The sequence below is a fragment of the Campylobacter sp. W0066.2 genome (genome assembly GCF_024723515.1).
Classification (GTDB): domain Bacteria; phylum Campylobacterota; class Campylobacteria; order Campylobacterales; family Campylobacteraceae; genus Campylobacter_D.
The window spans coordinates 51,076-66,258 of the sequence record NZ_JANQCV010000006.1 but is presented as its reverse complement, the minus strand read 5'-3'; the positions used below and the strand labels follow the sequence as shown (position 1 = coordinate 66,258).

Here is a 15,183-nt window from a genome sequence, read left to right as displayed (position 1 = left end):
AAATTTTCCTAACTTGTATTTTTGCTAATTTTACACAAAATTTTTTGTAAAAATTTAAATTTTAAAACAAAAAGCTATGCAAAATTAAATTTTTTTTTGTTACAATTATGTGTTTAAAATACTCTAAAATATAAAATCAATAAAGGCAAGAAAATATGTATGATGAAAGAATAATCAACACAATGACAGATAAAGTAAATGAGCTTTTGGCTAAATATAATGAAGTATGTGAAATAAATGAAAATCTAAGAAATGAATTAGTAAGTGTAAAAGCACAAAATGAAGCTAAAAATAATCAAATCGCGCGTTTAGAAGAAGAGCTTAAAAATAAAAATATTGAAAGCGAAGATGTGATCAAAAAAATAGAGGCAGTTCTTGGCAAACAATAACCAAAGAAAAGTTACAATTAATGTCTATGCAAAAGATTTTGTTGTAACATGTAGTAATGAATTTGCAAATCATCTTGAAGATGAAATTGCTTTAATTTCTGGAGGTACAGGTAAGATAGAGCTTGCAAATTTCATTAATGCTTTTGTAAAACTTAGCTACGAAAACTATATCTTAAAAAAAGAACTCAATAAACTTATCAATACTATCGATGAAGAAATAAAATAAATGCAAATAAAAAAAGCTTTTACTTTGATAGAGCTTGTTTTTTGTATGATGATTATTGCTATTCTTAGCGTAATTGCTTATCCGTATTTTTCTTTTGGAAAAAATGATGCTAAACTCATTCAAGTAAAAAGCGAGGTAGAGCTTATCAATGCTTCTTTATCTTTACTTAGAAATCAGTTTTTATTTAAAGAAAATAAGGATTTTCCAACAATTTTAGATGAAGCTTTGATAAATAGTGAAAATCAAAAATTATTTATATGTTCTAATTCTCAAAATCATAAAAATATAAAACAATGTACCTATAGTGTTTTAGAAAAACCAATCATTTCATCTAAAAAATCGTGGATGAAAATAGCAAATACTCAATATAGATTTTTCATAAATACTAAAAGTTACATAGATTTTTCTTATAATAGTGAAAAGGTTTTTTTAGAATGTGTGAGTCTAAATTGTAAGGATTATGGGTTTTGAATTTTTATCAACTTGCTATTAAAGGATATTATTTAGATACCTTAACTTATGAGAGTGAAGAAGAATTTGAAATTTTAGATGAGGTAATAGTTGATCTTGTAAGGAAAAAAAATCTTAAAGCTATAATTTTACAAAAATGTTCAAAGCCTGATTTTAAAACCCAAGCTATAAAGGAAAAAACAGGTTTTAAACTAACGCAATACCAATACGAACTTGCTCAATTTATTGCTTATTATTATGCTAGTAAAATAGCTTTTGTTTTGGGTATGTTTGAAAGCATTAAAGAGTATAAAAATGAAAAAATTCATATAAAAAAAGCACCTAGCTTAAGTAAAAACCAACAAGAGGCTTTGGGATTTATAAAAACCAAACAAACTAGTTTGCTATTTGGTGATACAGGAAGTGGCAAAACTGAAATTTATATTAGCCTGATAAAAGAATATCTAGAGCAAGGAAAGCAAGTTTTGCTTTTAATGCCAGAAATCGCTCTAACTCCGCAAATGCAAAAAAGATTAAAAGTATATTTTGGCGAGCATTTTTTCTTGTGGCATTCTAAAATTACTAAGAAAAAAAAGCAAGAATGTTTGCAAGATTTAGCAAATTCAAAAGCTCTTTTAGTGGTGGGAGCTAGGTCGGCTTTGTTTTTGCCTTTTAAGAATTTAGGTTTGATTGTTATTGATGAGGAGCATGATAATTCTTATAAAGCTTCTAATAATCCAAAAATCAATGCAAGAGATTTGGCTTTATTTATAGCAAAAAAAATGCATATAAAAGTTCTTTTAGGTTCTGCTACTCCAAGTGTTGTAAGTTTTTATAAACATCCTTGTTTTAGGCTTAAAGGAACTTTCTTTGAAAGTAAAAAGCAGTTTTTATACGATGAGAGTGAGCTTAGTGTTTCGTCAAAATTACTTTTAGAATTAAAAATTAGCTTAAGAAATAAAAAGCAAGCCGTGGTATTTTTGCCTACAAGGGCAAATTTTAGACAAATTTTATGCAAAGAATGCGCTAATACTATTAAATGCCCTTTTTGTTCTATTGCTTTGAGTTTGCATAAAAATAAAAATGCATTAAAATGCCATTATTGTAATTTCACTAAAGAAATCGATCAAACCTGCCCAACTTGCAATGGAGTTATGCTTGAAGCTAAAAAAATGGGTACAGCAGAGCTTTGTGAGCTTTTAGAAAAAGAATTAGCTGAGTTTAATCCTATTATAAAAAGATTTGATAGTGATGAGATTAGCAGTCTAAAAAAGCTTGATATGATTTTAAAAGATTTTAATCAAGAAAAAATTGATATTTTAGTAGGTACTTCCATGCTTGCTAAAGGACATGATTATCACAACGTGGATTTAAGTGTGATTTTGGGGCTTGATGAGTACTTATTTAGGCCTAATTTTAAAGCTTTGGAAGAGACTTTGGCTCTTGCTATGCAAGTAGCAGGTCGTGCAGGTCGAAAGGGCGAGGGTAGGGTGCTTTTACAAACTAAGAATAGATCTTTTTTTGAAAAATATATACAAGATTATGATAGTTTTTTAAAAGATGAATTAAATGCTAGAAGCGGGCTTTACCCTCCATTTAAAAGACTTTTAAGGTTAATTATTGAAGATGAGGATAAAAACAAAGCTTTAAATTTGTGTGAATTTATAGCTAATAAAGTTCAAGAATTAAAACAAGTGCAATTAGTAGGACATGGTGCTTGTGGCATTGAAATGCTAAATAAGAAATGGCGTTTTTATGTATTGTTACGTGCCAATACCCATCAAGAACTTGTAAAATTTGAGCATTTTGTTTTAAATTTTAAAAATATTACTTGTGATATAGATCCAGTTGATTTTTCTTAAAAAATATATTTATTTATAAATAATTATTATTTTATAATAAAAACAATATTTTATTTTTAATTTTAAATTTATTTTGATAAGAATATACTTTTTTAATTTCTTAAATTTAAAAAGGAGAGAAAATGAAAAAGTTTAGTTTTCTTACAAGTTGCGTACTTTTTGGTGCTTTGTTTAATAATGCTTTAGCTTGCACTACTATTTTAGTACCAAATGAAGCAAGTAAAGATGGCTCTATGTTGGTTGCAAGAAGTGCTGATAGTAAGGCAGATAAAGCACAAGTTTTTCTAATCCACCCAAGAGTTGAAAATCAAAAAGGTATTTATAGCACTAAAGCACATCAAGGAATGAATGATTTTACTTACCCTTTGCCTGCTAAATCTTTTCAATATAGTACCATAGCTAATTGGCAAAGTAAATTACATGGTGCTACTGGTTTTAATGAAAAGGGTGTTGGGATAAGTGCTACTGAATCAATTTATGCAAAAGATGAACTTTTAAAATTTGATCCTTATAATGAAAAAAATGGTATTATTGAAGATGATATTTTGGATGTTTTGCTTCCAAGAATTAAAAGTGCAAAAGAAGGTGTTTTATTATTGGGTGATATTATAGAAAAACAAGGAGCTGCTGAGGGTTTTGGAGTGGCTTTTGTAGATTCTAAAGAAATTTGGTATTTAGAAAGTGCCACAGCACATCAGTGGATAGCTGTAAAAATTCCTAATAATTCGTATTTTGTTAGTGCAAATCAAGGTAGATTAAAATAGCTTAAAATTAATGATGAAAACACTTTGTATTCCAAGAACTTAATAAATTTTGCTATAACTCATAAAGTGTATAATCCTAAAGTGGATAAGGATTTTGATTTTTTTAAAGTTTATACAAGAAATGATGATAGAGATTTAACTTATAATTATCCTAGAGTTTGGTGGATACAAAAAATGTTTAATCCATCTTTAAAACAAGGTGTAAAAAATGGCGCTAATTTTAATGTGTTTTTGCAACCTGAGCAAAAACTTAGTGTGGATGATGTAAAAAAAGCTTTAAGATCACACTATGATGGAACAAAATATGATCCATATACAAATTTCAATGAAAATGAAAACATTTACCGTGTTGTGAGTGTGTTTAGAACTTATGAATCTCACATCATGCAAGTTAGACCATGGCTTCCTAAAGAAATAGGTAGGTTAAATTATGTTGCAATAGGAATGGCTGATTTGAGTGTGTATTTGCCATATTATTTTGGTAATGATGAGTTTATTGCAGGCTATCAACAAGGAACAAATGAAGCTGATGATGAATCAATTTATTGGATTTATCGTAAGCTGCAAATTCTTGTAATGAGCGATTATAATAAATATGCTCCTATTGTAAAAAATGCTTATGCTAAATTTGAAAAAGACACATCTTTAAAACAAGAAGTTATGGAAAAAGAATATTTAAGTCTTTATAAAAAAGATAAGAATAAAGCAAAGCAAATTTTAGTTGATTTTTCATTACAAAATCAAATGGAAGCTAAAAAACTTACTCAAGATTTAACAAATCAAATTTTTACCCTTTTAACAAGAGATACAGATGTAAAATATAAATCTCTTAATAAAAATAAAAAAGATTAATGATATAGCCCATTTTTGGGCTATAATACTCTAAAAATATTTTTGAGTGATTTTAATGACAAGATACAAAACAAGACAAATAAAAGTAGGTGATGTTTTAATAGGTGGTGATGCTCCTATTTCAGTACAATCTATGCTTTTTACTAAAACAAGAGATATTGAAGGTTGTTTAGAGCAGCTTAATAGACTTTATTTTGCCGGTGCAAATATAGTGCGTTTGGCCTGTTTGGATATGGCAGATGCAAGAGCTTTAAAAGAAATCAAAGCAAAAAGCCCCTTGCCTTTAATAGTGGATATACATTTTAATCACAAGCTAGCAGTCTTTTGTGCTGAATTTATCGATGGGGTGAGAATTAATCCAGGAAATATAGGATCAAAAGAAAATATCAAAGAAGTGGTGCAAGCTTGTAAACAAAGAAAAATTCCTATTAGAATAGGGATAAATCATGGCTCTATAGAAAAGCAATTTAGCGATAAATATGGTTATAATATAGAAGCTATGCTTGAGAGTGCTTTATATAATATAAAATTACTGGAAGATTTAGACTTTTTTGATATTAAAATTTCTATGAAAACTTCAGATGTGCAAAACACCATAAAAGCTTATGAAGCTCTAAGACCACTTTGTGATTATCCGTTTCATTTAGGGGTTACTGAGGCAGGGACTAAATTTCATAGTACGGTTAAAAGCTCGATTGCCTTGGGAAATTTGCTTTTAAAAGGTATAGGCGATACAATGAGAGTTTCTATGACAGGGGAACTTGAAGAAGAGATTAAGGTAGCAAGGGCTATTTTGCAAGATAGTGGAGTACAAAAAAGCGGGGTTAATATCATCTCATGTCCAACTTGTGGAAGAATTCAAAGTGATTTGATTAAGGCGATTAAAATAGTAGAAGAAAAAACTAAGCATATAAAAGAACCATTAAATATAAGTGTTATGGGTTGTGTTGTAAATGCTTTGGGTGAGGCTAAGGGTGCTGATGTGGCAATTGCTTTTGGAAAAAATCAAGGTTTAGTTATAAGACATGGTGAAGTGGTGGCAAAATTAAAAGAAGATGAGCTTGTGGATAGATTTTTACTTGAAGTAGAAGATGAGGTAAAACTTAGAGAAAAAGATTAATTTTTTTCTAAGTAAGTTTTTTGCATATTTTGTAATTTTTTAGAAATTTTTACTTTGTAAATACTTGGATTTTGAAGTTTTTTTAGTTTAAAATCCAAACTATCAACACTTTTTTTATGATACTCTTGAATATTTTTCAAGTTAGGAAGCTCATAGATTAATTTTCCATCTTTAAAAATAAGCTCATGTAAATTTTTATATGTATAACCTTGATAATTTTTAATACTTTCATCATGTGCATATAAGATATCAAAACTTGCTTTATTTTCTTTATAATACCTTATAAGTTTTTTAAAATGTGGCAAGGTTGTTTTGCTTGAGCTTGCACTGATTTTTATTTTAGGGATGATTTGATGGTTTTTTTCTAATGCAACAAGCTTATAAACAGCTCCAAAAATAGGCGAACTTGCTGAAGTAATAAGCTTTTCTCCAATACCAAAAGCATCGATTGGAGCTTCGTTTTTTAGTAATTTCTCTATGAAAAACTCATCCAAAGCATTACTAGCTATGATTTTGCATTTTTTTAAATTAGCAAGATCTAGTTTTTTTCTAATATATTTAGAGATTTTCAGCAAATCTCCTGAGTCAATACGGATAGAATAATTTTGCATAGAATCTTGTGCATTTAACTCATTAAAAACCAAAATAGCATTTTCAATACCTTTTTTATAATCATAAGTGTCAATCAAAAGACTTGTATTATCTTTATAAATTTGACAATATGCTCTAAAAGCACTTAGCTCATCATCAAACATTTGCACCCAAGCATGAGACATGGTTCCGTTTATAGGAATGTTAAATTTTTTTCCAGCTAAAGTACAAGCGCTTGCATGAAAACCACCTATAAAAGCAGCTCTAGCTCCATTTAAAGCTGCGCTTTCTCCATGGGCTCTGCGAGAGCCAAATTCCAAAAGTAGTTTTTCTTTCGCAATTTGAGTGATTCTGCTAGCTTTAGTAGCAATTAGACATTGATGATTTAGAGTTAAAAGTATGAAAGTTTCTAATAATAAAGCCTCTATTACAGGTGCTTTGATAATCATTAAAGGTGTATTAGTAAAGACACATTCGCCTTCTTTAACACTTAATATATCTCCACTAAATTTTAAAGTTGAAAGGTGGTTTAAAAATTCATCATCAAATTTTTTAGTATTTTTCAAAAAATCTATGTCATCTTTAGAGAAAGAAAAATGATTAATATGATTTATGATTTGTTCTAATCCGCAAAAAACAGCATAAGAAGCATTATCAGGAGCTTTTCTAAAAAAAACTTCAAAATAAACAATTTGCTTATGCATATTTTGTTTAAAATAAGCATAAGCCATACTTAGTTCGTAAAAATCACATAATAATGAAGAATTCATATAATGATTTTTACTAAAAAATTAATCCATTTGGCGACGCAAGAAAGCAGGAACATCAAGTTGAGAAATTACTTCCTCATCAAATCCACCACTAGCTTTGCGCAAATTCATATAGCTATTTTTTTTATTTTCTTCTTGTTCTTTGGCATTTTCTATTTCAGCTTTATCTTCAAAACCTGTAGCAATGATAGTAACTTCAACGCGATCGCCCATACTCTCATCAGTAGTTGCACCAAAGATTACTTTTGCATTTTCATCTGCTATATCGCTAATGCTTTGAGTAGCTTGTGAAATTTCTATCAATGAGCATTCAGGGCCAATTTTATAATGGATAATTACGCCTTTAACGCCTTTCATAGTCATACCATCTAATAATGGAGATTCTATAGCACTTGATAATGCGTCCATGATAGCATTTTCGCCTTCTCCATGACCCACGCCCATTAAAGCTAAACCTCTATGGCTCATAACGGTTCTAACATCAGCAAAGTCAACATTAATATCGCCATCTTCTAAAAGGATAGAAACCATACCCCTAACAGCTCTAGCTAAGATATCATCAACTAGTTTGAATGCTTCTTTTATACCTGCTTTTTTTGGAAGTATGCTAAGAAGTTTTTCATTTTGGATTACAATGATAGAATCACTTTCTTTTTTTAATTCAGCTAAGCCAGCTTCAGCTAGTTTTTTTCTTTGTTTTCCTTCAAATGCAAAAGGCATAGTTACAACTGAAACAGTTAGTGCGCCTACTTCTTTAGCAGCTTGTGCTACAACAGGAGCTGCACCTGTACCAGTTCCACCACCAAGTCCTGCTGAAATAAATACTATATCGCTTTGACTTAAAGCAGCTTTTACTTCTTCAAAACTTTCTCTTGCGCTTTCTGCTCCAATTTCAGGTTGCATTCCAGCACCCAAACCTTTAGTTTTTTTCTCGCCTAGTTGAATTCTAGTTTTTGCTAAAGATTTAGCTATGGCTTGTGCATCAGTATTGGCTGAAATAAGATCAAGATCATGCAAGCCCATATTTACCATATGATCTATCATATTACCGCCACCGCCACCGCAGCCTATGACTTTTATTTTTGCACCTTTTGCGTGTTGCATTTCTTCTACTAGATATTCGCTCATTGTATCTCCTATTAGAACTGGTTTATTAGTTTATTCCAAAATTTATGCATAAAACCTGATTTTTTATCTTTTTTGGTTTCAACTTTTGTTAATTCTGCTTTTTCCTCTTCAAAATCTTTTTGATCTTGAAAAATTTCTTCAAAATCTTTATTTTCTTCTTCATGCTCTTCTATGGTGAGATTTTGTTTAATCTGTTTATTGATAAACTCAGGTTCTCCTTTGTATCTTAGCTTCTCATTAGAGTCTAATTCATAAGGAGTAAAATGTCCGCCACCATATAAACAAAGACCTATAGCGCAGCTATTTTCTGCATCTTCAAAAATTTCTTTAAAACCGTCCATAGTATCTTTTTTTGCGGTCGCTATTCTAACAGCTTTATTATCAAAATAAGCTGAAGCAAGTTTGTCAAGTCCTGTAAATTTTGTCATTCCACCTGTTAATACTATACCTGCTCCTGCTTGATTTGCACAAGCATTGTCACTTAGCATTTTAGCTAAAATAATAATAGTTTCTTCAATTCTTGCATAAATTACATTAGATATAACTTCTACCGAAACTTCGTTTTTTCTTTTTTCATCACCCATATATGGAATTTGTATGATAGAGTTTTCATTTTGTGCTAAAGACGCATAATTTAATTTTAATTTTTCCGCTTCTTTTGGCGGAGTATGCAAAGCTATGGATAAATCATTAGTGATATTTACTGAGCCAATTTGTAAGCATTCATTATATCGTATAGAATTGCCCGCATGAATGACCATATCACAAACTGCTCCACCCATATCGATTAAAATAGCACCTAATTCTTTTTCACTATCATCAAAACATGCAATAGAAGAAGCATATCCTGAAAGAACGATATTGTCTACTCTAAGATCAGCAAGCTCAACTGCTTTTTTTAGATTTTTAATATGCACTTCTTGTGAGATTACAATATGTGTTGAAACTTCAAGGCGATTTCCGCTCATTCCTAAAGGATCTTCTACATGTTCAAGATCATTTACTTTGAAATTATAAGGCAATACATGAATGATTTCATATCCACTAGGTATATTTGCAGTATGTTTTGCTGTGCTTACTGCTCTGTGAATTTCTTTAATACCTATTTCATGATTTGGTATATTGACTACACCTATGCTATCTACGCTTTTTGCATAAGCACCTGAAATAGATACAATTACCTTATCATAATGCACACCTGACATCATTTGTGCATCAGCTACTGCCTCTTCTATAGATTTTGAAGCAAGTTCTATATTGGTAATTGCTCCTTTTTTTATACCATTTGATTTTGATTTTCCAAAACCAATGATTTTGAGTCCTTCTTCGCTTTTTTGTGCCAAAATAGCACAAGTTTGTATTGAGCCTAAATCAATTCCTAAAATATTCAATTTGTATTTCCTTTATAATAGCGTTGAATTGGATATAATTCTATAAGTTTTTTTAATAATTCTTCCTTAAGTAAAGCTTGCTTGGTTTGTTTAGCACTTTGCTCTATGATAAATTTATAAATTTCTTCTTTATTTTTATTTTCTAAAGTTTGCTTTGTGATTTCATAAACAATTGCTTTATCATCAAACAATACATAAGATTTAGCTTTGTTTGAGTCAAATACATGCATTAAAAACTCGCTAAATTCAGTATCATTCATCATATCACCTACTTTTGTATTTTTAGCTGAGTCGCGACTATAAGTTCCTATATCTATGCCTTGGAAATTATCTAGGGCAAGTTTTGCTTTTTCTTCCAATAAGGCTTTGTTTTTTTCTTTAATGTAAAGTTTACTTACTTCATTTTTAGCTTGCTCAAAAGTCATAGTTTGTATAGGATTTATTTTTATAACTTTTGCAACCATATAGCCATTTTCAAATTTAAAAGGCTTAATAAAATCATTTTCTTTAGCTTTTTGTATATTTTCTAAAGGATAATAAATATCAGCATCGCTGATTGTGATATTTTTATCAAAATTAAGCTCATTTTTTCTCAAAGCCACATAGCTTTCGTTAGCTTTAAGTTTAAGTTTTGAAAGCTTTAAATCCTTTATAACTTTGTCTTTGCTTTGTTCTAAGCTTAGAATTTTCCCCGCAAAATCTTTATAATCATTTTTATTTTCTTCATAGTAAGCTTGAATTTCTTTATCTTCAACTTTGATTATATCAGGGTTTAAAAAATAAGTTGCAAGTTCGTAGCTTTTTTGTGTTTTATAAAGTTCTTTATTTTTTTCCCAAGTTTGTTTTAACTCTTTTTCATCAATTGTTATATTTTTGTTATCAAGTTTTATAGCTTGGACTTTTAAACTATCTTGCATTAAAAAACTTGCACCAAACATATCAAGTTCATTTGGTTTGATTTGTAAATTTAAAATAGCATTGATTTTTTTAAGTAATAACTCATCATGAATGATTTTTTCATAAGTTTTTGGTGTATAGTTGTTTCTTGCAAGAAGATTATAGTATAAATTTTTATCAAAAACACCTGAAGTATTATGAAAGATTTTTTGATGTGCTAAATTATAAGCAATTTCTTCCTCGCTCACATTTAAACCTAAGGTTTTAGCATAAGAAAGTAGGAGTTTTTCTTGTATAAGTTCATTGATAGCTTGGGTATCTAAGCCATCTTTTTGTGCCTGTTCTTGTGTGTAGTTACCATTATTTAGCTGAGAATAATAGCTAAATAATTGAGAATATTTGAGATTAAACTCATCATAACTGATTTTTTCATCGCCTACTTTTGCAACAGAATTTGATCTATCGGTGTTAAAATCATAACTCCCCCAACCAACAAAGCCTGCTCCAACAAAAGCAATAACGCTAATCCAAATAGTAACAACTAAATATTTTTTATGATGCTGCATCCAAGTGAGCATTTTTACCCCAATCCATAATTAAATAAATTAAACCATACATTATAGATAATTTGTGATTAATACAAAATTAATTTTACATAGATTATGATAAATTTGTTTCAGCTAAATGGATAATTTTACAAGAATTTTCAATTAAATCTATAATTTTACCTAATTCATAACTTGTTCTACCATAAGCAAATATGCCATATCCTTTCACAACAACAAAATTTTGCTTTTGTTCTAGCATATAACGATAAATTTCAGTTTGTGATCTATCCACCCAATCCTCATAACTTTTAGGGTTATAAACTCGAATTTCTTCTAAAAAAATTTCACCAAAATAATCCTGAGGTGCTATAAAATTATGATTTAAACTCATTGATAAAGTGTAAGCTGGACAAGCAAAACATACAAATTTGGCTTCAGGTATATTCTCATATATACTTTTATGGATTTCAGAGTCATTGCTAGCTTCACTCCAACTATAGTCTTTTGCAAATTTTAAAATGCTTAGATTTTTTTCATCTAGCTGATTTAAAAAAGTGTCATTTTTGTTTATAATAAAAGAACTTTGGGATAGTTTTGCTGAAACTGAACCATGGCAAATTCCAAAAAAATTTTTTTTAAACATTGAAGTAGAAAGCATTTTAATTTGAGAAATAATATTTTCTTTATTCATTAAAAACCTTATTTTAAATTTTGCTAAGATATTATACTAAAAAAATTAAAAGGTTTATTTTGCAAAGTCCACATATTCCTGTTTTATTACAAGAAGTTTTAGACGCTTTTGATGATTTTGATAGTGGAGATTTTTTAGATTGTACTTTGGGTTATGGAGGGCATTCTAAGGCATTATTGCAAGCTCATGAGAAACTAAGATTAATTGCTTGCGATAAAGATTTAGAAGCTTTAAATTTTTCTAAAGAGTTTTTAAAAAATTTTCAAGATAGGATAAGTTTTAACTATATAGGTTTTAAAGATATTTTAACTCAAATTTCAACTCAAAACTTAAGAGGAATTTTAGCTGATATCGGTGTATCTTCTTTACAGCTTGATAAAAATGATAGAGGTTTTTCGCTAAATTCTGATTTTTTAGATATGAGAATGGATCGAAATAATCCTTTAAGCGCTAAAGAAGTGGTAAATTCTTACAGCAAGGAAGCTTTGGAGCAAATTTTTAAAGACTATGGAGATCTAGCGCCGGTTGCCTCAATGCTTGCTCAAAAAATTATCAATGCAAGAAATCAAAAAGAGATTGTAAGCGCAAAAGAATTAAGTCAAATTATAGGAAATGCTAAGTTAAAAGGGCGCAATGTGTCTTTAGCTTTGCTTGTATTTCAAGCTTTACGCATAGAAGTAAACAATGAACTTGGTGAGTTAAAATCATTACTTGAAAATATAGAAAAAGCAAAATTAAAAGATTGTAAATTAGCTATTATTAGCTTTCATTCTTTAGAAGATAGGATGGTAAAAAATACTTTTAAAAGATGGGAGAAAGATTGCATTTGTGATGAAAGAGCCATAAAATGTGAATGTGGCAAAAATCATAGTCTTGGGAAAATTTTAAGTAAAAAAGCTATAAGTGCCTCCAAAGAAGAAATAAGCTATAATAGCAGATCAAGTTGTGCAAAAATGAGAATTTTTTATTTTAGGTAAATAATGGTTGAAGATGATTTTTTAAAAGAAAAACAAAATATACGTGAAAAAATGTTGAAATATTCTAGGGCCATAAAAGAAGGTAGGCCTTATGAAGAATATGAGCAAAATTTTAATGAAAGTGATCGTATATTAAAAAATAGAATACAACGTAAAAAAAGACCTAAATTTACAGACTTTGATGAAGAATATGAAGAAAAACCTAAAAAACAATCTGCTATTTATTTAAAAGAGGATTTGATTAATGTCAAATTAGAAGAAAAAAAACCTTTCAAACTTCAACTTAATTTTTTCAAAAAACAAAAAGAAAAATTTGATAAAAAAAATATTGCAAATTCCAAAACGTTTAAAAGTAGCAAATCACCACAAGAAGTAAAAAAAACAGAAAAAGAGCAAGAAAATAAAGATTCTCTTCAAATATCTAAAATTCTTACTCAAAGTAATGTCTTTGTCACTTCAAAATTTCAAGATTTAAAAGAAAAAAGAAAAGAAAAAGCTAAACTCAAGCAAGAATTAAAAGAGCAAAAAAAAATCGAACAAGAAAAAATAAAAAAAGCTCAAGAAGAATTAAAAGAAAAAGAAAAATTAGCTAAACAAGAACAAAAAATTTTAGAAGAAAAAGTAAGACTTGAAGAAAACCAAGAATATAATCAAGAAGATAAATATGAGCTTTTAGATAGTATAGTAAGTGATGAAAATAAAAATTTAAGTCCTAAAAATTTATTATACGCAGGTTTAATGATAGTATTTGCTTTATTGATATTTTTCCCACAAATTTATATTAGAAATCAAATTTATTATGTAAGTAGAGATATAGCGGATTTAAGATCACAAGAGCTTGTTTTAGATGAAGAAAACAAAGAGCTTCAAAGACAGCTTGAAGCACTGTATTTTCAAAATCAAGTTTTAGACTTTTTAGATTAATCTTGTGTTTGAATGATTTTTTCTAAAACATATTGCTCGAGTTGATTTTTTGGAATTTCTTCTTTAATAGCTTGATTATAAATATTTTCTGCTATTTTTGAGTATTTTTCATAAGCAAAATATGGAAAATGTAAAACCCAAGCTTTTTTTAACAATCTTTTGCTGATGATTTTTCTAGTGTAAATTTTAAAAATATCATAGCCAATAAAAACACAAGCAGTAACAAAAATAGCACTTAAAATACTAATATGAAAATCAATAATTGTTAAAAAATAATGTGTAATTAAAATTAGAGGAATGATAATTAAAGCGCAAAAAAATGCATAAATAAGATAAGAATTAAATACTTTAAATTTAAAATTTAATTTTGCAGGATCTACCATCATGCCTTCATTAAGCAAGGCGTTTGCTTCTAATAAATCTTTTAAATTAACAGGTTGATTTGAAACTTTAAAAATAAAGTTTAAAATAAATTCTTGTATTTTCATTGTTTTACCCAAAATTAGTATGTGATTTTTGTGATTTTAACATTTTTGTTTTTAAATAAACTAAATTTTTAAGTCTTGTAAATGAAATCTTGTGTTAAAATTTTATATTATCTTAATATCAAAATGGAAGAAAAATGGCAGATTCTAGATTTATGATGAATGTAAAAGGCATAGCTAAAAGTTTTATACCTAGAAAAATTTATCAAAATCAATTGCAAAATATTTTAAAAGAAATTTTAAAATCAAAAAATATAGATAATATTATTACTCGTTTAAATTATTATAATCTGCAAAATGATTTTTTTGATATAAAAAATTTTCAAAATTATGAAAAAATAGGAAAATTTCCTTTTAAAAAAACTTCCTATGCTTATGATGCTTATGCAATCAGTAAGTATTTTGATGATGATTTTTTATGGATTAAAGGTTTTGGGGATATTAGTTATAATCTTAAATATCCAAGTATAGCTAAATCAAGACCGGTTGAAAATGGTTTTAATAATATCATTTTAAAATTAGACAAAAACAGACATTTTGATTTTATACAAGATAAAAACCAATTTGAAGATAAAAAAGATTTACTTTTTTTTAGAGGCGCGATTTATCAGCCTCATCGTATTAAATTTTTTGAAAAGTATTTTGATAATCCTCGTTGTGATATTGCTCATATTGGTGGTAGAAAAATTCAAGCCGAAAAATGGATTAAAAATTTAAATTTTAAAATTAGCAGAGCCTATCAAACTCAGTTTAAATTTTTACTTTCATTAGAAGGTAATGATGTAGCAAGCAACTTAAAGTGGGCGATGAAAACAAATTCTTTAGTTTTAGCCCCAAAAATGCGCTATGAAACTTGGTTTATGGAGGGAAAGTTAGTTCCAAATGAACATTTTGCTTTGATTGATGATCATTATGAAAATGTAGAAGCTTTGCTTGATTATTATTTAGCTAATTCGCATAGAGCAAAAGAAATCATTCAAAATGCCCATGCTTACATAGAGCAATTTTTAGATGAAAAGATAGAATTTTATATAGGAATTTTAGTTTTAGCTAAGTATTTTTATTATTCTAATCAGCTTGATTTGCCAAAGGATATTATTGATTTATTTGATTAAAAG

Annotated in this window: 14 protein-coding genes and 1 pseudogene; 9 read left to right on the top strand and 6 right to left on the bottom strand. The window is 28.4% G+C overall.

Annotated features, from left to right (window positions below):
• Positions 1-155 precede the first annotated feature (155 nt).
• The 6 genes and pseudogenes from CAMP18498_RS03820 to ispG all read left to right on the top strand — a co-directional run bounded on the left by CAMP18498_RS03820 (position 156) and on the right by ispG (position 5,663).
• Positions 156-389 carry a hypothetical protein gene (locus CAMP18498_RS03820; protein WP_012661890.1) on the top strand — a complete coding sequence of 78 codons (234 nt, stop codon included), beginning with the start codon at positions 156-158 and terminating at the stop codon, positions 387-389.
• Positions 376-615 carry a hypothetical protein gene (locus CAMP18498_RS03815; RefSeq protein WP_012661889.1) on the top strand — a complete coding sequence of 80 codons (240 nt, stop codon included), beginning with the start codon at positions 376-378 and terminating at the stop codon, positions 613-615. Before CAMP18498_RS03820 ends, CAMP18498_RS03815 begins: the two co-directional genes overlap by 14 nt.
• Complete coding sequence (locus CAMP18498_RS03810; RefSeq protein ID WP_337197660.1) at positions 616-1,086, top strand: type II secretion system protein; 471 nt, start codon at positions 616-618, stop codon at positions 1,084-1,086.
• Entirely contained in the window at positions 1,083-2,927 is a 1,845-nt protein-coding gene (locus CAMP18498_RS03805; RefSeq protein ID WP_337197659.1) for a primosomal protein N', read from the top strand. The genes CAMP18498_RS03810 and CAMP18498_RS03805 overlap by 4 nt, the downstream gene beginning before the upstream one ends.
• A gap of 122 nt (positions 2,928-3,049) precedes the next feature.
• Positions 3,050-4,543: pseudogene (locus CAMP18498_RS03800) on the top strand (C69 family dipeptidase).
• A 55-nt stretch (positions 4,544-4,598) separates the two neighbouring features.
• Positions 4,599-5,663 (top strand): flavodoxin-dependent (E)-4-hydroxy-3-methylbut-2-enyl-diphosphate synthase, encoded by a 1,065-nt coding sequence (gene ispG / locus CAMP18498_RS03795; protein ID WP_442867708.1) that lies wholly within the window; start codon positions 4,599-4,601, stop codon positions 5,661-5,663.
• Here ispG and CAMP18498_RS03790 read toward each other — a convergent pair.
• From CAMP18498_RS03790 to CAMP18498_RS03770, 5 genes are all read right to left on the bottom strand, one after another.
• Positions 5,660-7,024, bottom strand: a complete 1,365-nt coding sequence (locus CAMP18498_RS03790) for a nicotinate phosphoribosyltransferase (RefSeq protein ID WP_337197658.1) — start codon at positions 7,022-7,024, stop codon at positions 5,660-5,662. The genes ispG and CAMP18498_RS03790 overlap by 4 nt on opposite strands.
• A 21-nt stretch (positions 7,025-7,045) precedes the next feature.
• On the bottom strand, positions 7,046-8,152 hold the full coding sequence (gene ftsZ / locus CAMP18498_RS03785; protein WP_263694271.1) for a cell division protein FtsZ: 1,107 nt from the start codon (positions 8,150-8,152) through the stop codon (positions 7,046-7,048).
• 11 nt (positions 8,153-8,163) lie between these two features.
• The gene (ftsA, locus tag CAMP18498_RS03780) at positions 8,164-9,543 is read right to left on the bottom strand and encodes a cell division protein FtsA (protein ID WP_337197657.1); all 1,380 of its coding nucleotides are present in this window, start codon (positions 9,541-9,543) and stop codon (positions 8,164-8,166) included.
• The gene (locus tag CAMP18498_RS03775; protein ID WP_337197656.1) at positions 9,540-11,018 is read right to left on the bottom strand and encodes a peptidylprolyl isomerase; all 1,479 of its coding nucleotides are present in this window, start codon (positions 11,016-11,018) and stop codon (positions 9,540-9,542) included. The genes ftsA and CAMP18498_RS03775 overlap by 4 nt, the downstream gene beginning before the upstream one ends.
• 82 nt (positions 11,019-11,100) lie before the next feature.
• The gene (locus CAMP18498_RS03770) at positions 11,101-11,679 is read right to left on the bottom strand and encodes a class II aldolase and adducin N-terminal domain-containing protein (RefSeq protein ID WP_337197655.1); all 579 of its coding nucleotides are present in this window, start codon (positions 11,677-11,679) and stop codon (positions 11,101-11,103) included.
• A gap of 59 nt (positions 11,680-11,738) precedes the next feature.
• Here CAMP18498_RS03770 and rsmH point away from each other — a divergent pair, with 59 nt between their 5' ends.
• Positions 11,739-12,656 carry a 16S rRNA (cytosine(1402)-N(4))-methyltransferase RsmH gene (gene rsmH, locus CAMP18498_RS03765; RefSeq protein WP_337197654.1) on the top strand — a complete coding sequence of 306 codons (918 nt, stop codon included), beginning with the start codon at positions 11,739-11,741 and terminating at the stop codon, positions 12,654-12,656.
• A gap of 3 nt (positions 12,657-12,659) precedes the next feature.
• Complete coding sequence (locus tag CAMP18498_RS03760; RefSeq protein WP_337197653.1) at positions 12,660-13,580, top strand: hypothetical protein; 921 nt, start codon at positions 12,660-12,662, stop codon at positions 13,578-13,580.
• Here CAMP18498_RS03760 and CAMP18498_RS03755 read toward each other — a convergent pair.
• Positions 13,577-14,068, bottom strand: coding sequence for a hypothetical protein (locus tag CAMP18498_RS03755; protein WP_337197652.1), 492 nt, complete (start codon positions 14,066-14,068; stop codon positions 13,577-13,579). The genes CAMP18498_RS03760 and CAMP18498_RS03755 overlap by 4 nt on opposite strands.
• A 134-nt stretch (positions 14,069-14,202) precedes the next feature.
• Here CAMP18498_RS03755 and CAMP18498_RS03750 point away from each other — a divergent pair, with 134 nt between their 5' ends.
• Positions 14,203-15,180 (top strand): glycosyl transferase family 90, encoded by a 978-nt coding sequence (locus CAMP18498_RS03750; RefSeq protein ID WP_337197651.1) that lies wholly within the window; start codon positions 14,203-14,205, stop codon positions 15,178-15,180.
• Positions 15,181-15,183 lie beyond the last annotated feature (3 nt).